This is a genomic window from Butyribacter sp., assembly GCF_056818865.1.
This window is the reverse complement of the sequence record NZ_DBLYGC010000002.1, coordinates 94,249-117,509: the sequence shown is the minus strand read 5'-3', so window position 1 is coordinate 117,509 and position 23,261 is coordinate 94,249. Positions and strand designations below refer to the sequence as shown.

Genomic DNA, 23,261 nt, shown 5'->3' with positions numbered 1-23,261 from the left:
GAATTTAAAAATACTTGAAAATAATATAATACATGGGGCAAAATACATTTTGACCACAACATCATAATATAAATATACGAATGGAGAAGAAAATGAAAACGTTTTTAAAAAGACTTTTAATCACAGCACTTTTAATTTCAATAATCATACCACACACAAACACACAATACGCAAAAGCCGAAGAAAAAACAAAAGACATTATTTGTCTTTCAATAAAGGGCAGCACACTCACTTATGCCGACGCTGTATGGACTTATGAACTTGGAATGGAAGATGAAAACATTGTAGGCAGACCAAAAAAACATACAATAAAACTCGCTTCAAAAGTTTCCTACAACCTTTTAAAACCAACCGATATATCAAAAACACATAGTGTAAGCAAAGCAAAATTCATAAAATCCATAAAATATTACGAACCTAAACTTACAAAAGACGGAAAAATAAAATATTACTGGGGCATGGCAGCAAGAATTACTCTATCAGGAAAAAAAGTCAAAAAAATCAAACAGATATATCAGGCATAATGCAAAATCTAAAACGGACAGCTTATACTAATTTTAATTTTCATGAATAAGTATAAGCTGTCCGTTCTCTATACGCTATATTCAATCAGGCATTACAAATTATATAATCAAAATTTAATCAATCCCAATATTTGTTTACAGCCTCTTCATTTAAATCCTCACCTATAACTATAAAAATCTCCTGACCTTCTTTTATAGGCTTAATCACCGTTTCTTTTTTAGTTGCATTAAGCTCCAGCCATCCGCTGCCATCAGACATAAATCCCTTAATTCTAAAAACATTTCCACAATTTTTATCAGAAAATGTTTTATTTACACAATCTTTGAGTTTATCAACAGTCATCTGTTTATTCATATAGTAAAGCGATGAAAATTCCACATCATCCGCATGATACCTTTTCTCTATCCCTGCACCTGTGTATTCGCAATTTTCAATCTTCTTATAGTCATCCTCGTCAAACTCATCCCAAGACTTTGCCATAACTATATTGTCAATTTTTCTTGAGCAATGAAATTCCTCAAGACTTTTATTTATATATGCTGTGACTTCCTCTATCCTGCTTTCAGAAACACCTTCTGTCTTGCTAAAAAGAATTTTTCCCGCATTCGCTGCCTCTGACGCAAGAATATATCTTGAATGTTCCGACATATCAAGTTCAAGATGTGCATCAACTATGGTTATGACATTTCCAATCTGATACCACCTTTCCAGCGGGTCCTCATGAAGTGTGTCGAAAAACTCATCCATGTCAAAAACACCCGATGGCTCTACCAAAACCCTGTCAAATCCCTGCATTCCCATTGCAATGAGTTTTGTCTTAAAACGCCTTTTATGACAGTCGGCGTCACATCCACCCGCAACCATCTCAAGCTCACATTTGTCACCAAGTATATCCTGCAGAAGCATTGCATCAACATTGACGGCACCGTAATCATTTTCAAGGATTCCTATTTTAAGACCTTTATCTGTTAGATGTTTCACATATTTTCTGATAAAAGTTGTCTTGCCTGAACCAAGAAACCCCGTAATCAAGTCTATCTTTATCATTATTCCCCCATAATTTATGCGATTTTTTGAATAAATTCAACTACAATCTCAATACCTATCTGGGCTGCTTTCTCCGCAAATGTTGCATAATCCATTGCACCGCCCTCACCGTCAGAAATTGTTCTAAGTATGGCAAATGGAACTTTATTTACATAACATACATGACCTATGCTTCCACCCTCCATCTCTGCCGCTATAGCATTGAAACGCTCATGAAGCTTATCTTTCTGATGTTTGTCATGCATAAACATGTCACCTGTAGCAATAGTTCCCACTTTATACTTTCTCTGCTTTTCATCGAGACACTTTTTAAGTGTATCCATCATTTTCTTGTCGCAAGGAAGATAAATCTCATTTATTCCTGACAAAAGACCTATCGGGTCACCGAGTGCCGAAGTGTTCATATCATGCTGTACAACCATATCTGCAACGGCGATACCCATTACTCCAAGTTCTTTGCACAATGTTCCTGCAACACCGATATTTATAACCATATCAACATGATATGTAAGTATCATAGCTTCCGTACATATAGCCGCAAATACTTTTCCAACGCCGCTTACGGCAGCGACTACTTCTGTGTCACCGATGTTTCCTTTTACAAATTCAACACCGCTTATCGATTCATATGAAGGATTTTTCAATGTCTTTTTAAGATTATCAATCTCAATCTGCATTGCTCCTATAACACCAATTATCATAATTTTCTCCATTCTACTGTTGTTTCACTATAATATTTTTAACCATTCTACTGTTTTGTCTTTTACCGAATTTTTGAATTTAACACAAAGCTATGACTTACTCTGTCGGATAAGTAAACTCCATATTTGTCTGATTTTCAAGCACCTCAAGATAAGTTCTGCACTCCTCTTTTGCAAGGTCTATATCAAGATTTTCATAATGACCACACTCTATTGCTGATTTTCCGAAAACATCTCCGTCATGTTCTATTGTCTGCTTAAGAATTTTTTTTGTAAGTTCAAAAACTTCCTTTGGCTCCATATCACGGACAAGGAGATAAAATCCTGTCTGGCAGCCCATAGGCCCGAAATAAACAATCTTATCCGATACCTCAGAATTGCGTGCAAATGTAGCAAACATATGCTCAACAGAATGCATAACAGCATTGCTCATATAATCTCCTGCATTTGGTTTTCTTGTACGTAGATCGTATGTCACTACATCTCCGTCCTCTCTTGAAATGTAAAATCCAGGCACTAATACATTATGGTTAATTTCAAAACTTTTTATTCTCTGCATTATAACTTACCTCCGTTTATTATTTTCTATTCAGTTCTTCCGAAAACATTTACCTGCCCTCATACTTATTTGAAAAGAAACATTTTATCATATCCATATTTAATCAGTTACATTCTAACATTGATATTCCGGCGTGTAAAGTATGGGTATAAAAGTAAAAGACACCGCACTGTCTTGTGCGATGTCCTCTGTAATTATTTTAATACCACAAATTTATTCATTTCAAGTGTTGAAAAAAATGTTATAACTCTTTTAATCATATCACTTTCTTCCTCCGGAAACGTTTCATTCATTTTCCCTACTATATCATATATCGTTCTTTCTCCGTCTATGTTTTTCCACACAACCGAACCATATTTATCAAGTTTAATATGACTGACTGCCGGCTTATGAAAGAATTTCTGCGCTATCTTCGCATAAAAACCTTTATGCGGCATATCGACTTCAACGATTCCGTCATCAAGTTCTCTCCACTCATGATTTTCTGCTATATGCGGTATTTTATCCATATAATTTCCTGAAACAACTTTAGCTTTTGGCTTTCGCATTAACTTCCGCCTTTCTTTTTAAGCCTTCTTAATTTTCTTTGTTGCAGCGTATAAGAGTGATGCACAAAGAAGTACAAAGAATACTACGCTTCCGCCCTGTCCAAGATTGATTCCGTAGTTTCCAAGATTAATCTTGTCTGCTACACCTACTACAGTAAGAATTGCAAGTAATATACCTACAAGACCCTCACCAGCAATAAGACCTGATGAATAAAGAATACCTTTGCTGTCATCCTCTTTAATTTCTTCCTCAGTCTTATTCTTACGTTTTGTAACGATAAGCTTGATAAGTCCTCCAACCATAATAGGTGTTGAAAGATAAATCGGAAGATATAAACCGATTGCAAATGGAAGTACCGGAATTCCGATAACTTCTATCATAAGTGCAAGGAATACACCGATAAATACAAGATTCCAAGGAAGATTTCCTTCCATAACTCCCTCAGTAACCATCTTCATAAGTGTTGCCTGTGGAGCAGGAAGTTTGTCTGTACCGAATGTCCATGCAGAATCAAGAAGCATAAGAACTCCTGAAATTGCAAGACCTGCACAGATAGCACCGATAAGTTCGCCTATCTGCTGACGGTAAGGTGTTGCACCTACGATATAACCTGTCTTTAAATCCTGTGAAGTATCTCCTGCCATTGCTGCAATGATACAAATTACCGTACCGATGCAAATAGCCATTGTCATACCCTGGATACCTGTTTTTCCTGTTGCCTTAAGAATGATTGTTGCAATAAGAAGCGTTGCAATAGCCATTCCTGATACAGGGTTGTTTGATGAACCAACAAGACCAACCATGCGTGATGATACTGTTGCAAAGAAGAAACCAAATATAATTATGATAATAGCTGCAACAATGCTGATTGGCACTGATGGAATCGCAACAAGTGCAAGTGCAACCAAAACAACAACTACTATAGCCCATTTGATAGGAAGGTCTTTCTCTGTACGAAGATCTCCGCCTTTATGCCCGATACCGCCAAGTGCCTTCTTAAATGTTCTTATAATAAGAGGAAGTGACTTAATAAGGCTAAGGATACCACCGCAGGCAACCGCACCTGCACCGATATATCTTACATAATTGCTCCAAAGTTCTGCAGGAGCCATATCTGCTATTGCTTTTGTAGCCGGGAATAAAATAGCACTGTCTCCGCCTAATGCACCTATTGTGTGCATAAGAGGCATGATAACGAACCAGCCTACAATCGCACCGCCAAACATGTATGACGCAACTCTTGAACCACAGATATAACCTACACCGATAAGGGCAGGTAAAACATCAAGACCAAATGCTGAACCCTTATAAACTGATATATCCCAGCTTATCTCCGATGGGAATAAAATAAGTCCGTCTGTTACAAACTTGTACAATGCAGAAATTCCAAGACCTGAGAATACAAGTTTTGATTTGCTTCCACCCTCTTCGCCTGCAAGAAGAACCTCAGCACATGCTGTGCCCTCAGGGAATGGAAGATTTCCATGTTCTTCAACAATAAGTGCTGTACGAAGCGGAATCATAAATAATGTTCCTATCACACCACCTGCAACGGCAAGTGCAGCAATTGTGAAAAATGAAGGCATCTGGATAGATGAATCTTCTCTTGCCCACATATAAAGTGCAGGAAGTGTAAAAATGGCACCTGCGGCTAATGATTCACCTGCTGAACCAATAGTCTGAACCATATTATTTTCAAGAATCGAATCTTTCTTTAAAATAAAACGAATGACACCCATTGAAATAACTGCTGCCGGTATAGATGCCGATACCGTCATACCTACTCTAAGTCCGAGGTAAGCATTTGCAGCTCCAAATACTACTGCCAGGATTATACCGAGAATAAGGGCTGTCGGTGTAAACTCAGGCATGACCTTGTCCGTTGGGATAAACGGCTTAAAGTCATTTTTTTCTTTGCTCATAAAAAAGTCTCCTTTTCCTTTTGTATAATAAAATTAAACTGCTTCTGACTGTAAAAATCACACCATTGCAAGGTAAAAACAGTGCAACAAAAAACATTATATATATGACCTCCCAGCATCATATATACAATACAGTCAGATTATAATTATATAATATCATACAGCTATTTACAATAGCATATTTTTGTCAATTTTTTATGATTTTCCAACATTCTAACAGTTTTTCCAAATTGTAAGCTGCATTTGCCGGACTTGTAGACGGAAGTTTAATTATCTCCATGCCAGTCTTTTCATATTGGTACTTCATATACAGTTCATAAGCTTTGCCACCATTTGCATATATTCTGTCAACCGCTGTATTATTTAATATCACAGACAAATCGGCAGTTTTCACATTCTTTATCGAACTGTCACTTGAACCGATAATGTCACATTCAGCGATTACATCCCATACGGCTATATTATTTCTGAGCAGCATATCTTTTTTCTGATTTATGGTCTTTGGCAGGCTTTCCTCATCACACAGCCTTGCAATCAGTTTCCAAAACCTGTTCTGCGGATGACCATAATAAAAATTGTTTTCTCTCGATTTAACAGAAGGAAGCGTACCAAGAATCAATATCTTTGAATTCTTATCAAAAACCGGCTCAAACTCATGTTTTATATGTGTATATTCACTGTTCATATCTGCTTACTCCTCTTATTATGTCAATGCCTAATCTTTTTCTGCAAAACTTTTTCACTGCTGCTTATCATTCTCTTTGATTATTTTTCTAAGTTTTGCGGTATTTTCGTAAGATAATTTTAATGCCGTTCCCGGTTTATACTGTGGCTCAACATAGACCATTGTATCTTTTTCTTCAAAAACTATACCGAACACACAAAACTCACCTGCATTATTCTCAACTGCAAGATAATAACATTTTTGAGGCTCGGCAGCACCAAACCACAACTGACCGGATGTATCTCCCACACTCTCCATTTCAATGCTGCTTTCTTTTGTGAGAAATTCGTAAAGTTCACTCTTTGATTCGTCTGATGTCCATACTGCAATTCTTTTATCAGGATTAGCTTTTGATTTTGCTCTGACTCTTTCAAGCATTATTTCCCGTATGTCATCTGCATTTTTTATGTCCATTATGTTTTCCAAAAATTCACCCGCAGAAATCGATTTCTTTTCATTAACTTTTTTATCTGTTATTATATCATGATCTTTTAAACTTTCAAATCCCACACACTTTCCTATATACATGTCATCCGATTTGTTTTTATATACAATAAACTTTCTACTTTTACGCCCACCTATAAAATATATGTTTCCAGCAGAATACTTACTGTCATCCGGAGCATTTTCTAAAAATGGTGTCAGCTTTTCAGTATCGTCTGCCTTTTTTAGTTCTACTTCTTTATCCGTAAGTTTTTTTACCTCCTCGTCATTTAATAAGTACATGCTGTACAAATAACCGCTTTTATCATAATTCTTTGTATTTACATAAACCGCTGTATTCCGGCTGTTATAATAATCTTTAAGCTGCGTTTTTTCATCAGACAGACTTGTTTCTCCGCCTATTATGGCATTCAGATTATTATTGCTTTGATTTATATCATAACGTGTTTTTGCCTCCTTACACACACTCTCCAATACACTTGTCTGCCCCGCCTGCTTTCTGCTTCTCATATATCTGTATCCGGTAATACATCCAAAAACCAGAACCATACATATAACAGCAATACATATAATATGCGCTTTTGAACGTGGATTTTTTATCGGAAGTTTTTTTATGACTTTATATATCTTATCTTCAAACACCTTGTCATCTCTATATTCAAAACCGAAATCTTCCATTGAACTTTCCAAATCTTTATCACTGTAAATTTTAAATGCCTTTCTTATTAACTCATCGCCGCCGTCGAATTTCTTTTTATTTATTCCATGCACACCCATAGTAATCACTCCTTTCCGTCAAGGCTGTCCAACAGTTTCTTTCGTCCTCTGCTTATCTTTGACCTGACTGTATTATACGGAATTTCAAGCAAATCAGAAATTTCTCTCGGACTCATTTCATTTAAATAAAACAATGACAATACTTCACGATAGCCAAAATCAAGTTTTTCAATCGCCGCTACCACTCTTTTTAATTCCATTGAAACAAGCACCTCATTTTCAATGTCAATGTTTCCCGCCTGCTCTGCTACATCGTCAATATTTAAATTTGACTGCCTGCTTTTTTTATTCTTTCTGTATATGTCAATAGCACAATGGCTTATGACCGTATACACAAAGGATAAGGTTCTCGCTTCATCATAAAGGTCAATGCACTCCGTGTGTCTTGAAATTGCTATAATACAATTTTGTACCGCATCCTCTGCATCTTCTCTTTGGTTTAATATCTGCATTGCTCTGCCGAACATTTTATTTTTGTACAATGAATATATCTTCTCCAGTTTCTCCCTTTGACGTTCCTCCCACTTTTTCGCTTTCATCCCATGTAACATTTTTCCACCCCCTTCTAACCCTGCATTTTTTTCATAACCGTACATTTACAGCCTTATCAAAAATATCCGTTTTTTGTTTCTAATACTTATAACGTCATATATACCCTTTTTGATGCAATTAAATCTTATAAAAATCAACCCCAACTAAAACAAAAAATGCAAATTCCATGTTTTATACTCCTATATAAATATAAGAATACACGAAATTTGCATTTTTGTTTGTGTTGTAAAGTTATTTTTGATTTATAGTAATTTTATCTTACTTCTTCTACTATTTGCAATACTTATCTCTAAGTTCTTTTAATTTATTCTGGTAAATCTCCTGCTGTTTCTTGTTTACAAGATAGCTCTTTACCTGACTTGCTATCTTATCATACTCAGGTACTTCACCCTCATTTTTGTCATCTACCCAGATAAGGTGATATCCAAACTGTGTTTTTACCGGCCCGATTACTTTGTTGAGTTCTCCATCAAACACAGCATTTTCAAATTCCTTAACCATCTGACCTCTGCCAAATGTCCCAAGACTTCCGCCTTTCTGTGCTGATGGGCATGTTGAATACTCTTTTGCTGCATCTTCAAAACTCTTTGCACCTGATTCGATTTCTTCTTTTATCTGATTTGCTTTGTCCTCATTGTCTACAAGTACATGCTTTGCTGTTGCCGATGCTTTTGATGCAAATTCTTTTGAATGTCCTAAAAAGTATTCCTTTGCCTCTGCATCTGATACTGAGACATCCTGTAAAAGTTCTGCCATAGCTATCTGGCTTAAAATATCTCTCTTTGCCATAACCATTGATGTCTTGAACATTTCTGTCTCATCTTTCTTTTCTTCCTCACCATACATTGCAAAAAGACAAATTTCCTCTAATCTTTCTTCGCACTGTTTACGGAACTCAGGCATACTTCTGTACATCTGCTGTTCCTGTGGCATTCCTGAAATAAATGTGTCTATATCGACATCTGTTATTGTGTAATTTCCAATTTTAGTGTTTACTTCTGACATGTTTATCCTCCGATTTTCAGTATTCTGTGTCAAATCATAAACACTATTATGAGGGAATAATCTAAAACTTGCAAGTGTTTTTGTGATTTTCGCCTACCGGATGCTGTATTTTCACAAAAATGACCATGCCATTCTATACTACAAACTTAGAAACTTCATCATTTAATCTGCCTGCTGCCTCTTCTGCTTCCTTTAAATGATTGTTTACAATCGATGATTTATCTGCAACTGAAACTGTTCTGTCTGCAATATTTGTAGTTCCATTTGCGCTCTCATCAGCAGCAACGCTTATACCGTTTATTGACTCTAATATTGAAGATATTGACGCAAGTAATTCTTCTGACGTAGCACTGAAATCTGATATAAGTTCATTTACATTTGATGCATCTTCATTATAATATCCTGCAAGTTCATCAAACTTATGATAACTGTCAGTAACATCCGTTTCAACAAATTCAAGCATATGCTCTGCATCTGTCTTAAGATTCTCAACTGCCTTTTTAACAGCATCAGTCACACCCTGTATATTCTCAACATTTTCTTTTGACTGCTCTGCAAGATTTCTTATTTCATCTGCAACTACCGCAAATCCCTTTCCAGCCTCACCTGCTCTTGCTGCTTCAATAGAAGCATTGAGTGCAAGAAGATTTGTCTGGTCTGTTATACCCATAATAGAATCAGCAAGAACATTTATCTGGTCTACAACCTTTGCGTCTTCCATTGCTTTTTCCAGTTCTGCTTTCATCGCTCTCTTTGTATCTCCTGCTTTTGCCCTTATAGCACTTGCATTATCCTTGCCTTCTCTTGCACGTTTATAAATCTGCTCAACCCTATTGGCTCCATCCTGTGCCCTCAATGCTATATTCTTTGCAGCATCTTCTATCTCATGTGACATTGTATTTATACTCTCTGTAGTAGCAGCAGTTTCTTCCATTGATGCGGCAACTTCTTCCGTAGTCGCAGATACATCTTCTATCTCTCCATTGAGTAAATCCATATTACTGTTAATGTCGGTTACAAGATTTTCTATCTGCCCTGCACCGCTCTTTACACCACTGATAAGCTCCCTAAGATTTGAACGCATATTTTCAAGTATATTTGCAAGAATGCCAAAATCATCCTTTCTCTTTAAATATCTGTCATCAAGCTTACTTGTGAAATCACCATTTTCAAGTATACGCATCTCAGCTCCGACAGCCTCAAGCGGCTTAACAATATTTGTGATTATAAGAATTATTACAGCTATAAGAAAAACTCCGATAGTTATATTTACAGTTGCAAAAATACTTGTCATTTTGTTTGAATATTTTGTAAGTTGACTTTGCTTTGCCGCTACCGTTTTGTCTATATCATCTATATAATTTCCAGTTCCTATAACCCAGTCAAATTCTTTATAATAATATGTATAAGAACGTTTTGGAGAGGCTTTTGTCTCATTCTCTTTAGGAAAATAATAAGTTGTATATGCCTCTGTATTTTTCACTGAATCCTCAATCATCTGTCTGACCATCTTAAAACCTTTTGAATCCTCAGTGTCCATACGATTGGTTCCCTCGGTATCACTTCCAAGAAGCACGACGTTGGTTCCGTCTGACTGGTCAATCCAAAAATATCCACTGTCACCATATCTCATATCACGAATCTGGTCGGCCGCATTCTTCTTTGCTAATTCCTCCGTAAGTATACCACTTTGATACTGGTCATAATAATGTTTTGCCACGGATACTGCTGCTGAAACTTCTGATTTTATATTTTTATCATAAGATTCACGAATACTGCTTTCCATCTCCGCAACTGACTCATTGCTGATGTTCTTCATGCATTTTGCCGAAAAAATCGTTCCAAACAATAACATTATAAGAACTCCTGCCATAATAAATAACATCTTAAATTTTACTTTTATATGTTTCATACCTAACCTCCATTCTTTTCGGACAGTTTTTTACGCACATTCTGTTTGTGCATTTTAATATATTCATTATATTACTTTAAGCTTTTTTATGCAACTTTTATTCACCGAAAACTGTAAAAAAAGGTAACAATTATATAAAAAAAGCGGATTGAAATACATTTCTGCATCAATATCCGCTTTCACTCTAAAAAACTTTATAAAATCACCGTTTTTTATCGTATATGATATTTTATAATTATATGTTCAAAAGATATTTTGATTATACAAGCTTTACAAATACTGCTGTCTGTCCCGAAACTTTAACAACTTTTCCGTCACTCTCTGCGTTTCCACCAAAACGATAGATTTCTTCTCCGAACTTTCCGTCAAAATCAAATGTAACATCTTCTGCTGAAGGATTTATAACTACAAGTATTTTTTCATCCTCACTGCTTCTTACATACGCAAGCGGATAAGTATCTTTCTTTGCAGCTACAAATTCTATTTCACCTTTGCTTAAAAGAGCCGCATGCTCTTTTCTGATTTTTATAAGCTTCTTTATCTCATTGTAGAGTGAATTTTCATCTGCTGCCTGATTTTTAACAGTCGGACGATTTTCATCACTGTCCTGTGCAACATAAAGCATCTCTTTCTTTGCACTGCTGAAGCCTGCATTTACACTGTCATCCCACTGCATAGGTGTTCTTGAACCTGTTCTTTCATATCCTCCCTCTACAGATGTCAATCCCTCAACATATTTCATTCCAATCTCATCACCGTAATATATGAACGGTGCACCCGGCATTGATAAGAGGAATGCAAAAGCTATCTTAAGCTCATCACCCTTAATTTCCTGCGAAAGTCGTCCCATATCGTGATTTCCTGAAGGAATACACATAAGACCTTTCTTTTCTGACTTCTCATAATTATCAAGATATTTTTCTACAAAAGCTGACACATCGCCCTTTCCTCTTGAAGAAAAGAACGGTTCTTCACAACGGAACAAATCATTGTAATGGGATGGACCGAAATGAAGTAAGAAATCCATATGAAAACCACCCTGAAGCGATTTGTCAGGCTCTCCCCACTCTGAAACCATCGCAGCATCCGGAAATTCCCTGTCAAGAAACTCTCTGACATTCTGCCAGAGTTTTATAGTTCCCTTTCCGTCTTCATCATTTTTTACAAGCGAACCTGCCATGTCTACTCTGAAACCGTCTGCACCCATCTGAAGCCAGAAACGCATAACATCTTTCATCGCTTCGAGTGTTGCTTTCGGTCCCTCATCATCCATTGCCTGCTGCCAAGGACGCTCAGGTTTATAATATCCATAATTCAACGCCGGCTGGTGTGAGAAAAAGTTGACTGCACATGAACCGTCTCTATCCGAAATTCCTCTTATGCATCCCATTCCCTCCGGTGATTCCCATATATTGTCTGTCCAGACATATCTGTCCGTAAATTCGTTCTTTTCAGCTTTCATCGACTGCTTAAACCACTCATGCTGTACAGAAGTATGTCCCGGAACAAGGTCAAGAAGAATATGCATATCTCTCTTGTGTGCCTCTCTGAAAAGATTTGCAAGATCCTCATTTGTACCATATCTAGGTGCAACCGTGTAATAATCTTCAACATCATAACCCGCATCACCGAAAGGCGACTTGAAACATGGATTTATCCAGATAGCATTACATCCAAGTTCTTTTATGTAGTCGAGTTTCTCCGTAATACCATTTATGTCACCTATACCATCTGCATTTGTATCATTAAATGACTGCGGATAGATTTCATAAAAAACTGCATTGTCAAGCCACTTTGGTCCTTTTGCCGTATTGTTCATTTTTAATCCTCCTGATATTATTTTTGACTTCCTGTTAAATTAACAATATAATAATATTTGATGTAACGTAAATTCTAGCAAAAAAGTTTTGAAAACTAATACTATACTATTGTACTTTGATAGATTGTATTTAAACGAGGAATAACATGGCTAAAAAAAATATACTCAAAGAAAACAGACATCACAGCAATGCTCTCATACCATTCAGCTATTATAAAAGTTCTATCCCCGAACTCTTTCCGTTTGTCCCCATGCACAGCCATTCTGAGTGGGAACTCAATTTCATTACCGACGGTGAGGGATTTTTTATTACAGATAAACAAAAAATAAAAGCATGTGCAGGAGACATTATTCTGTTTTTCCCACACATGCTGCACGCTATTGAAACCGATGCCAAAATCATTTATGATACAGTAGTTTTTAACACTGATATGCTCGGAAACACAAACGACCGCTGTTTTTCGCAGATACTTTCCCCGATGTGCAGTCTCTCCGCCGAACTTTTACACATTACGGATAAAAATAACTATTATGAAGAGATGCACTGCTGTGCCGCAAATGTTGTAGACTGTGCAATACAAAATTCTCCGCAGTCAGACCTTCTCATGAAAGGTGAACTTTCACGTTTTTTATGGTATGCACTTTTAGGCAATTCAATAAAATTTATTAAACATCAGACCGGCAGCAATGAAATCCGTCAAATTCTCTACTATATAAATGAGCATTACAACGAACCTCTTACAATAGAATTTCTTGCGGCTAAAACACATCTGAGCAAAAGCTGGTTTATGCGTAAATTTCATGACACGGTAGGTGTCGGTGCTATTGAATATATAAATAAACTCCGCATACAAAAAGTATGCGAAATGCTTCTTGACGGCAGTAAAATAGCAGATGCCGCTTTTGAGTGCGGTTTTCAAAATCTTTCAAACTTTAACAGGCTTTTTAAGGCTATGGTCGGCTGTACACCGAGGGAATATACACGTTAAACCTGTCAGCCCGGCATTTTAATTCTGCTTTTTTTATCACTGTCCTTTTTATCAACAGTTCAAAACACCATGTTCCCTCAAAATTTTTTCAATATCTGTTCCTTCAATCTTCTTTAAAATCACATTTTTTACCATATTGACAGGCTTTGGAAGATTCATATCAAGCGGCGATTTTCCATCCATAAGCCTTACCGAACTCTCAATCAAATCTCTTACATCATATGTGCTTCCCCATACTTCCGGTACTGCCCTGTCGACTTTAAATAATCCATAGACAGCCTCCATTGCCGTTCTAACTGAATATTCCGTTGTAAATATAGTATCTCTCGGTGTTTCTGCAAATTGTCCCAGAAAAGCTGCATTGACACTTCCATCAGGAATAACATCCGGTCTGTCACCTTTTCTTCTTGGCATAAAAAACGCCGTTATATAAGGCAGCATGGTCGGTATACAATTCGTATGCTCTTTCGCAAATTCATCAATTTCATTTACCGCAACTCCAATATGATAAAGCCATTCTGCCGCAATCTCCCATCCGCTGCATTCCTTCATCGGCTTCTTTATATAATTACCTGCTGCATCTGTAAACAATCCGTAAATCCATACACATACCTCGTCTTTTTTCTGTTTTTTAAACTGTCCCTGTCTGTTTATAGTCCAGCTAAGCAGCCATGATGAATCCATACAGCTTACAATACCGCCTGTAACAACTTTTCCTGAACGAGGGTCTCTTTTACATATTTTTTCAATATACGAGATAATCTTATCATCGGATGTCGTAAGTGTCGCTGATTCCCACTTTGACTTTTCAATATCAGAACAAAATTTCTCGGGATTTCCAAACGCTCTGTCCTGTTTTGCAATATTTTTCCAGAGACTCCAGCATCCACTCTCCCTAATCTCTGCATTGCCGACAGGTGCATGGTAATGGTCACCGTAAATTGTACTCTCTGTACAGCTTCCGTTTGTAATAAAAACGAAATCATCCTCCATAAGTGCAATTTTCTCTTTTTTTCCTGACACAACACACTCAATAGCCTTTGCTGTCTTTTTATTTCCTTCTATGTCAAATATCACATTTGTAACTTCAGTATTAAATTCAAAAGAAACCCCGGCATTTTCAAGATATTTGAGCATAGGCATGATAAGCGATTCATACTGATTGTATCTTGTAAATTTCAATGCCGAAAAATCAGGAAGTCCCGCTATGTGATGAATAAAACGCTTGAAATAAAGCTTCATTTCCAACGCACTATGCCAGTTCTGGAAAGCAAACATTGTTCTCCAGTAAAGCCAGAAATTAGACTCAAAAACTTCATCATCAAAAAAATCCTCGATTTTTTTATCGTATAACTCTTCATCAGCGGTAAAGAACAATTTCATAATCTCCATACACCCTTTACGGCTAAGACCGAATTTACCACCAAGTTCTGCATCCTTACCTCTGTTTACGGTTGCTCTGCAAATTGAATAATTCGGATCTTCCTTATTAAGATAATAAAACTCGTCCAAAACTGATTCATCCTTCTTTTCTAAAGAAGGTATGCTTCTGAATAAATCCCACAGACACTCAAAATGTTCCTCCATCTCTCGTCCGCCACGCATTATATACCCTCTCGAGGCATCATTTATTCCGTCGCATGCACCCCCGGCAATATCGAGTGCTTCAAGAATATGGATATTTTTTCCGGGCATTTTTGCATCTCTTACAAGAAAGCATGCTGCCGCAAGTGCACCGAGTCCGCTTCCGACAATGTATGCGGATTTTTTCTCAATTCCGTCAGGCTTTTTAGGTTTTGCAAATGCCTCATAATTACCGCTTGCATAATAAATTCCCTTACTGTTTTTTTCATGCTTCCCAAGTTCCGTATTTTTATAATCAGAATGTTGACTGCGGCTTTTTCCATTACATTGACATTTATCCTTTTTTCTCCCTGAATCAGTACATCCCTGTGTTTGATTATCCGAATTATTATCCTTTGCAAACTTTGCCTTATATAAAGCCGCCGCACCTGCTCCAACTGCAATAACCGAAGCTGTTTTTATAATTTTCTTATTCATATTATCAGTCCCCATTTCTACTCTTTTTTGCATAAAGTCGTATTCTCTTTCCATACTTGTCACATCTATACATGAATAAGTATTCCCCCCAAAAAAAATAAAAATTCCTGACAATTTAATTTTAATTTAAGCAAGTATAAAAATGACAAATATAACATCTTTTTGTAATAAAAACACAAATTTTCAAATAGCTTTATCTGCTTATTCTTGTTATAATTAGTGACACTATATTTTATTATGAACTATAAATTATTTACCATTTACAGAAAGGATTTACTAATGAAAAAACGCCTATCACATTTTATTTGCTGCCTTCTCACTTCTTGTATTATGTTATCTGAAACATGTACCCAGGCAGCAACCTATCAGCCAGAAGCACAAAATATATCTGCTCAGGCTGAAACTTCAACTACAGTAAGCACTTTTGACGATTTTTTCAAAGCTTTAGGAAAATATAAACATATTATTGTAGCTAAATCATTCCAAACAGCAGCATCTTCCGACAAAAACGGACAAACTATCCCAATAGACATTCCTGCCAACACTACTATTGAGGGCAAAGACGGCTCTACAGTCGGCATTGTCTGCCGTGGTCCTATTCAGCTAAAAGGAGATAATGTTACTTTCAAAAATTTACAGTTACATTTTGAATCAAGCGATGCAATGGGCAGCGTTTCACAGCGTGAAATTTTTCTTGCCGGTCACAGCCTTACTTTAGATAAAGTAGATACACATTTGGAGGGTGCCGGTGAAACACTTGGCGGATTTGGAAGTTCAGAAAACGAACTTCTCCCGACAGTATACGCCGGAGGATTTTATACAAACACCGATATAGGAACCAATGCATCATTTACCGTAATAAATGCCACAAGCAAAACTATTATTAAAGATATTATTATGGGACATGATGATAATAAAAATAAGTATACTGCATATACAGGCAAAGCCTCACTTATTTTAAATGAATACACTCAGCTTCGCGGAACAATATCAACTGAGGCTTCTTCAAGTGCTTCTATATTACTGACAGGAACTACAAAACAAGACTTTGCAGCATCTTCTATTATCGGTAACGATAATACAACACTCACTATTGACGGCTGTAATACCACAACAAAAATGCCTGTCAACGGAATAGGAAACATACATGTAACAAACAGCGGAACTTTTGCACCTTCCGACACATCAAACTTGAATAATATATCTGTTGATAATGGCGGTTTTCTTGACCTTACAGCTATGCCCGATGCCACTATAAACGGAAATTTCACAGGTGGAAACAGCGCACAGAAAGCAAATATAATTGTCTCCCTCGACGGACATATAAATATAAGCAAAACAGCAAGCGGAGCCTCGCAGCTTTATATTACAAGTTCTTCTCCGTCATGTGCTGATACCCCTTCTGAAAATATTACTTACATAACTGCAAAAGGTGATTATTCAAATGCTGGGTTTAACTTTGCAGATAAATATTTAAACGCCGGATACAGTCTTGTACAAAACAATAATACATGGACATGCAAATACGATGCAGCAGCAGCCAAAGATGACATTGCTTCAATTGATGTGACAGATTATCCGTCTGATATTCTTATAGATAAGCTGCCTACAAATAGCAATGATATAGAAGAAAACTCTCCTTCTATGAATATCACTTGGAAAAAGAGTACAGGAACTCCTTGGGATAAAGATATTGCCGCACAATACGGTTTTTGGGATTATATGGCAGTTATCCGCACTGATTACTGGGATACAGATAACACGGACTTTGATTCGTCTGCCCCATATATAAACCCTTTCTATTTATATTATACCGATGAAAACTCCGAAAAATATTATCTTCTCCGCAAAGATGCTATAAATATTGAAAACGGAAAATATACATTTATTTTCTTTTCAGAATCTATTGACGATAAAGAGCTTAATACCATAAGCGATGTCAAGGCATTAAAAAACATTATCAAAGCAACAATAGAAATTAACATAACAGACGGTACTGCAACCACAGAACCTACTACAGAACCTACTACAGAACCTACTACAGAACCTACTACAGAACCTACTACGGAACCGACTACGGAACCATCCACGGCTCCGACTACGGAACCTACTACTGAGCCGACCGCAGAACCTACTACAGAGCCAACTACGGAGCCTACTACAAAGCCTACTACGGAACCGACCACGGTACCATCCACGGTACCATCCACATCCCCGACTGTACCGGTTCAAACTAATAAACCGTCAGGAGGCTCAGGTTCCGGTTCAAGTTCGAACGGCAGCACACCGACCACTTCAAAACCAACTACGGCACCATATGCAAGCCCTGATGTAAAACCTACATCGTTTCCGACTAATGAACCTACGGCAACAGTAAAGCCTGCAGATACTGCCGTCCCTACTATAGTTCCAATTGCTACAGTACAACCGAATACCCAAAAACCTACTACAGCTCCAACTAAACCTGCTACTACACCGACAACGCAACCAACTGAGCCTACTACTACACCGACAACACTGCCAACAGAACCTACTACAGCTCCAACAAACAAACCTACCGCAACACCGGCTCATAAACATAAAATCATTCAGGTTTTAAAAAAAGATACATACAAAAAGAACGGTAGTATAACTTATATTTGCCAGACCTGCAAAAAGGTTATTAAAAAGACTTCAATACCTGCTTTGAAAAAAACTTCAATAAATAAAATTAACTCAGGTAAAAAAAGTCTTACAATAAACTTTAAAAAGCAATCAAAAAATACAAGCGGCTATCAAATTTCTTATTCTGTCAAAAAAACTTTTGCGGATGACAAAAAGAAAACAGTTGCGAATTTTAATTCCTCATCGGCAACCATTTCAGAATTAAAGTCTAACAAAAAGTATTATATAAGAATACGCACTTACAAAACCGTTAAGGTTAATGGCAAAAATGTTAAAATGTACGGAACATGGTCTAAAACTAAGACAGCCACTACAAAATAAATATTAATATATAAACGCATTAAAATAACCTGTCGATTTCTACTCAAAACGACAGGCTATTTTTTTAATTTCTGCGTCAAGGTAAACACAACGAAAATAATTCATTCCTTATTTTTGTTTATTATGTTTACCAAAATATATATTATAAAAAATTAAACCGGCTAACACAAAAACATCTATTCCATAAAAAATAATTCTCTTATTTCTATTTGCTTTTATCTCCTTTAATGACAATTCTTCACTGTTATTTAATATATCCTGCCCATACTTTGTTGTATATTCCGATTTCTTATAATCATAAGAATTGCACAATAATCCAATCCATTTATATGTAATCTTCTGTCCTCTAAGGTCTGTAAGCGTTATATATTTATCGCTAAACTTGCAATATATTGTATTTACATCTCCTTTATCAGAATATGTCGGAAACGAAAAACTGTTTCCAAAATACACGAGTTTCTTAGTATACATTCCGGCAGGTCTAAAATAATCAACAGGAAGCGTCAAACCACTACATGTCCAATTGTATATCATAACGTCATCACAATATACATTTAAAAACGGCATATGTTCTTTTTTATTTTTATCATAGATATATACTCTTTTTTCATTATTATTATCTATTTTATAAAATTGTCCGTTAGCATCAAGCTGCTTGTAATAACCTATTCTTACTTTATTAGGGAACAAAACCCATGCTGTAATAACTAATGCAACAACTATAAATACCCCTATTAAATTTATTAATGCCCTTTTTTTCATATATCCCTCAACTCCCAATTTCCAGCCTTTTTCTCAAATCCCGTCTATTTTTCGTTCTCAATCTGCTTTATTGTTGACATAATATCAGTTTACCCAGTCAATTTCTATTGTAATTTTTCACAGATATAATTTTTAATTTTGTATATTTTTAACAGACGTCATGCAGTAAACATATTTTGTTATAAAGATAAAATATGCCTGAAACTTCTTTCTAAATCAACTCATTGATTTAAAGAAAATTTCAAGCATATCTTATACCTTTTTACACCTTACGGTGCATCTATTTAATTTTGTTCCCTTTAACTATTTTATTTAATTAACATGTTAAAAATATGATTTTCCATGCCTGATATACACATTTCTGCTCTGTTAATTTTTTACAGTTTCCAAATATCCTCATTATACTGAGCAATAGTTCTGTCTGATGAGAAGAAACCTGCCTGACTTATATTTACGAGCATTTTCTTTGCCCATGCTTCTCTGTCCTTAAAGTCTGCATATGCCTTTTCCTTTGTTTCAACATAACTGTCAAAGTCAAGGAATGTCATAAACCAGTCTTTATTTAAAAGTTCATTTTTAAGGCGGTTAAGCTGTGTCTCGTCTCCAACTTTGAACATCTGCTCTCCTGTAATAAAGTCAACAGTCTCTTTAAGTGCCGCATTCTTCTCATAATAATCTCTTGATACATAATCAGCTTTTGCATAATGTTCTATTACTTCGTCACTTTCTGCTCCGAAAATATATATATTATCATCACCTACAAACTGATGAATTTCTACATTAGCTCCATCTTCCGTACCAAGTGTGATTGCTCCGTTAAGCATAAATTTCATGTTTCCTGTTCCACTTGCTTCTTTTGACGCAAGAGAAATCTGCTCTGAAATATCACATGCCGGAATAAGTCTCTCTGCCATTGTTACATTATAATTTTCTACCATAACAACATTGAGATATTTATTTACTTCAGGGTCATTATTGATAATCTCCTGCAAGCATAAAATAAGATGAATAATATCTTTTGCAATAATATAAGCCGGAGCTGCCTTTGCACCAAATATAACAGTGATAGGAGTCTCTGGGATATTACCTTTCTTAATCTCAAGATATTTATGAATTACAAACAATGCGTTTAACTGCTGGCGTTTGTACTCATGAAGACGCTTAACCTGAATGTCAAATATTGAGTCAGGATTAAGTGTAATATTCTGAGTTCTCTTTATATAATCAACAAAGTCTGCTTTATTGTCCGTTTTAATCTTAAGAAGTGTGTCAAGTGCTCCCCTATCTGAAAGATATTTTTCAAGCTTTTTAAGTTCTTCTGCATCTTTCTTGTAACCATCACCAATCCACTCAGTAATCTGGTCTGTAAGTTCCGGATTGCAATGGAGAAGCCATCTTCTGAATGTAATACCGTTTGTTTTATTATTGAACTTCTCAGGATAAATTTTATAGAAGTTGTTAAGCTCAGATTTCTCAAGAATTTCAGTATGAAGTGCTGCAACACCATTTACACTGAATCCATAATGAATATCTATATGAGCCATATGAACAGTATCATTCTTATCAATAATGACTACACTCTCGTCATCAAAACGGCGGCGTACTTTATCGTCAAGAACTTCAATAATAGGTACAAGCTGCGGTACGACTTCTTTAAGGAATGAAATCGGCCATTTTTCAAGTGCCTCTGCGAGAATTGTATGATTTGTATATGCACATGTTTTTGAAACAATCTCAATTGCCTCATCCATGTCAATTCCTTCTTCTGTCAAAAGACGGATAAGTTCCGGAATTACCATTGTAGGGTGTGTATCATTTATCTGTATTACTGCATAATTGTATAAGTCATGAAGATTACTTCCCTTTTTCTTACACTCATCTATTATAAGTCTTGCACCATTGCTTACCATAAAATACTGCTGATAAATTCTTAATTTTCTTCCATCATCGTCGCTGTCGTCCGGATAAAGGAATAATGTAAGATTTTTTGCAATATCCTTTTTATCAAAATCAATTCCATCTCCTACAATACTATCATCTACTGTATCAAGATCAAATAATTCAAGTTTGTTTGTTCTGTTATCATATCCTGTTACATCTATCTCGTACATTCTTGACTGAACAGTAAAATCTTTAAACTGAACAGGATAACTTACATCTGTTTTTCTAAGGAATGTATTCTCCTCAATCCAAGGATTTGCTGTTTCTTTCTGTCTATTGTTCTCAAATACCTGCTTAAACAATCCAAGATGATAATTAAGACCGATACCGGAACCGTTAAGACCAAGACTTGCAATCGAATCAAGGAAACATGCTGCAAGACGACCAAGACCACCATTTCCAAGTGAAGGCTCTGCCTCAATCTCTTCAATCTCTGCAAGGCTCACACCGTTGTCAGCAAGAACTTTCTTTACATCGGCATAAATCCCAAGATTTATAAGATTGTTTGAAAGAAGTTTGCCTATTAAAAATTCAGCTGAAATGTAATAAACTTTCTTTCCCGTATCTTCCTGTACTTTTTCTTCTGACATTTCTTTTGCAATGTTTAAAAGTGCAACATAAATTTCCTGCTTGTTGCTGTCAGCTATGCTTTTACCAAGTTTTTGTTCTAAAATGTTTTTGACATCCATAACGCTTTCCTTTCTTTATTCTCCATCCATTGTTTATACTGCAACATTTTTTCTCTATCTCTTATCCATATCCTTATTCACAACCTGATGTGAATATTTAGTTTCAATTACCTTTCACAGTTTTATGTGTGGTAACCGTTCTTAACTTTGTGACTATAATATATCATTTTGATGAGCACAGTTCTTGTCTTTTCCTAGCACGATATGATACAATACTATCATTTAAAGATGTGTTTTGAGAACGGACGCGAAACTGTTGTATGCTATGACGATTGTGTGGCAGTTTCGCTGTGTATTGAAAAATCTTGTGATACAAATGTTGCATATATACGATAAGTAATAAGTATTTTTGTTTATATATTTACTCTTATTACTATAATAAAAATATCTTTTGGGGAGGTTTTATAAGAAATGAATCAGATTGAAAAAAATAAATACCACGAAACCAAGTCTCACTCCAGTGAGGAATTTTTATTTAATACCTATCCTTGTTCCATTCCGACAGATTTTCCAAGTGTTCCTCTGCACTGGCATAATGATATGGAACTTATTGTTATTAAACACGGCTCAGCAAAGGTTACTCTTAACCTTACTCCACATCAGCTTTCCGCAGGTGATATTCTGGTGGTTCTCCCTGAAAATCTTCATTCTATTGATTGTGCCATCGGTGACAGATTAGAATATGAAAATATTATTTTTAAAAAGGAACTTCTCAGCTTTGCTACTAATGATATTACTATGTCTAAATATCTTACTCCTTTTTTTAATGGTGATTTTCCCATTGTCACACATGTACATATGGGCTATTCTTTCTATTCCCATTTTGTAAAAATAATAAATACAATGGATGTTCTTTGCGATAAAAAAGAGTTTGGCTACCAGCTTGCCATCAAGTCATGCCTGCTCGAACTGATACATACTATGATAAGGCATCCGCCTAAAACAGAGGAAAATAAAAAATCCGAAAAATCAGTAGATAAAATCAAAGAAATACTTACATATATGGAACAGCATTATACTGAAGAAATTTCAATAGAAAAAATAGCAGAAATCTGCCACTACAGCCCATCACATTTTATGAAGTTTTTTAAAAATCATATGGGAACAAGTTTTATTAAATATCTGAATGATTTCCGCCTGATAAAAGCACGAACCAGAATTCTTACAACAGAAGAAAGCATTCTTGAAATAGCAGGAGACTGCGGTTTTAACAATCTTTCACATTTTAACAGGCAATACAAAAAAAAGTATGGGATAACTCCGTCTATGACGAGAGGGGTATAAATTCTTATTCTTTT

At 35.9% G+C, this 23,261-nt stretch carries 18 protein-coding genes; 4 read left to right on the top strand and 14 right to left on the bottom strand.

Annotated features, from left to right (window positions below; genetic code table 11):
- Positions 1–92 precede the first annotated feature (92 nt).
- Positions 93–524: a hypothetical protein gene (locus ACZLXV_RS01465; protein ID WP_022225693.1), complete on the top strand. Its 432-nt coding sequence runs from the start codon at positions 93–95 to the stop codon at positions 522–524.
- Positions 525–642: 118 nt separating this feature from the next.
- Here the strand turns inward: ACZLXV_RS01465 and ACZLXV_RS01460 are convergent, their stop codons facing one another.
- From ACZLXV_RS01460 to ACZLXV_RS01410, 11 genes are all read right to left on the bottom strand, one after another.
- Complete coding sequence (locus ACZLXV_RS01460) at positions 643–1,572, bottom strand: GTP-binding protein (RefSeq protein ID WP_022225692.1); 930 nt, start codon at positions 1,570–1,572, stop codon at positions 643–645.
- A 14-nt stretch (positions 1,573–1,586) separates the two neighbouring features.
- Complete coding sequence (locus ACZLXV_RS01455) at positions 1,587–2,273, bottom strand: 5'-methylthioadenosine/adenosylhomocysteine nucleosidase (RefSeq protein ID WP_022225691.1); 687 nt, start codon at positions 2,271–2,273, stop codon at positions 1,587–1,589.
- A gap of 97 nt (positions 2,274–2,370) precedes the next feature.
- Positions 2,371–2,832 (bottom strand): S-ribosylhomocysteine lyase, encoded by a 462-nt coding sequence (locus ACZLXV_RS01450; protein ID WP_022225690.1) that lies wholly within the window; start codon positions 2,830–2,832, stop codon positions 2,371–2,373.
- 194 nt (positions 2,833–3,026) lie between these two features.
- On the bottom strand, positions 3,027–3,380 hold the full coding sequence (locus ACZLXV_RS01445; RefSeq protein WP_482382279.1) for a PqqD family protein: 354 nt from the start codon (positions 3,378–3,380) through the stop codon (positions 3,027–3,029).
- An 18-nt stretch (positions 3,381–3,398) separates the two neighbouring features.
- Positions 3,399–5,303 carry an OPT family oligopeptide transporter gene (locus ACZLXV_RS01440; protein WP_022225688.1) on the bottom strand — a complete coding sequence of 635 codons (1,905 nt, stop codon included), beginning with the start codon at positions 5,301–5,303 and terminating at the stop codon, positions 3,399–3,401.
- Positions 5,304–5,490: 187 nt separating this feature from the next.
- Positions 5,491–5,988, bottom strand: coding sequence for a DNA-deoxyinosine glycosylase (locus ACZLXV_RS01435; protein ID WP_022225687.1), 498 nt, complete (start codon positions 5,986–5,988; stop codon positions 5,491–5,493).
- 54 nt (positions 5,989–6,042) lie between these two features.
- Positions 6,043–7,248 carry a hypothetical protein gene (locus ACZLXV_RS01430; RefSeq protein WP_482382278.1) on the bottom strand — a complete coding sequence of 402 codons (1,206 nt, stop codon included), beginning with the start codon at positions 7,246–7,248 and terminating at the stop codon, positions 6,043–6,045.
- Between the two features lie 5 nt (positions 7,249–7,253).
- Positions 7,254–7,844 (bottom strand): RNA polymerase sigma factor, encoded by a 591-nt coding sequence (locus tag ACZLXV_RS01425; RefSeq protein ID WP_022225685.1) that lies wholly within the window; start codon positions 7,842–7,844, stop codon positions 7,254–7,256.
- Positions 7,845–8,070: 226 nt separating this feature from the next.
- Entirely contained in the window at positions 8,071–8,805 is a 735-nt protein-coding gene (locus tag ACZLXV_RS01420; protein WP_367336423.1) for a peptidylprolyl isomerase, read from the bottom strand.
- A 133-nt stretch (positions 8,806–8,938) separates the two neighbouring features.
- A complete protein-coding gene (locus tag ACZLXV_RS01415) occupies positions 8,939–10,717 on the bottom strand; it encodes a methyl-accepting chemotaxis protein (protein WP_482382277.1) in 1,779 nt (592 codons plus the stop codon).
- Between the two features lie 259 nt (positions 10,718–10,976).
- On the bottom strand, positions 10,977–12,536 hold the full coding sequence (locus ACZLXV_RS01410) for an alpha-amylase family glycosyl hydrolase (RefSeq protein WP_022225682.1): 1,560 nt from the start codon (positions 12,534–12,536) through the stop codon (positions 10,977–10,979).
- Positions 12,537–12,682: 146 nt separating this feature from the next.
- Here ACZLXV_RS01410 and ACZLXV_RS01405 point away from each other — a divergent pair, with 146 nt between their 5' ends.
- Positions 12,683–13,525 (top strand): AraC family transcriptional regulator, encoded by an 843-nt coding sequence (locus ACZLXV_RS01405; protein WP_482382276.1) that lies wholly within the window; start codon positions 12,683–12,685, stop codon positions 13,523–13,525.
- 51 nt (positions 13,526–13,576) lie between these two features.
- On the opposite strand, the gene ACZLXV_RS01400 is transcribed toward ACZLXV_RS01405, so the two are convergent.
- Complete coding sequence (locus ACZLXV_RS01400; RefSeq protein ID WP_482382275.1) at positions 13,577–15,586, bottom strand: oleate hydratase; 2,010 nt, start codon at positions 15,584–15,586, stop codon at positions 13,577–13,579.
- Between the two features lie 279 nt (positions 15,587–15,865).
- Between ACZLXV_RS01400 and ACZLXV_RS01395 the strand changes: the two genes are divergently transcribed.
- On the top strand, positions 15,866–18,571 hold the full coding sequence (locus ACZLXV_RS01395; RefSeq protein WP_482382274.1) for a fibronectin type III domain-containing protein: 2,706 nt from the start codon (positions 15,866–15,868) through the stop codon (positions 18,569–18,571).
- A 108-nt stretch (positions 18,572–18,679) separates the two neighbouring features.
- Here ACZLXV_RS01395 and ACZLXV_RS01390 read toward each other — a convergent pair whose 3' ends face one another.
- Positions 18,680–19,333: a hypothetical protein gene (locus ACZLXV_RS01390; protein WP_482382273.1), complete on the bottom strand. Its 654-nt coding sequence runs from the start codon at positions 19,331–19,333 to the stop codon at positions 18,680–18,682.
- 377 nt (positions 19,334–19,710) lie between these two features.
- A complete protein-coding gene (locus tag ACZLXV_RS01385) occupies positions 19,711–21,963 on the bottom strand; it encodes a glycogen/starch/alpha-glucan phosphorylase (RefSeq protein WP_482382272.1) in 2,253 nt (750 codons plus the stop codon).
- Positions 21,964–22,374: 411 nt separating this feature from the next.
- On the opposite strand from ACZLXV_RS01385, the gene ACZLXV_RS01380 reads away from it, so the two are divergent.
- Positions 22,375–23,247 (top strand): AraC family transcriptional regulator, encoded by an 873-nt coding sequence (locus ACZLXV_RS01380; protein ID WP_482382271.1) that lies wholly within the window; start codon positions 22,375–22,377, stop codon positions 23,245–23,247.
- Positions 23,248–23,261: the final 14 nt, after the last annotated feature.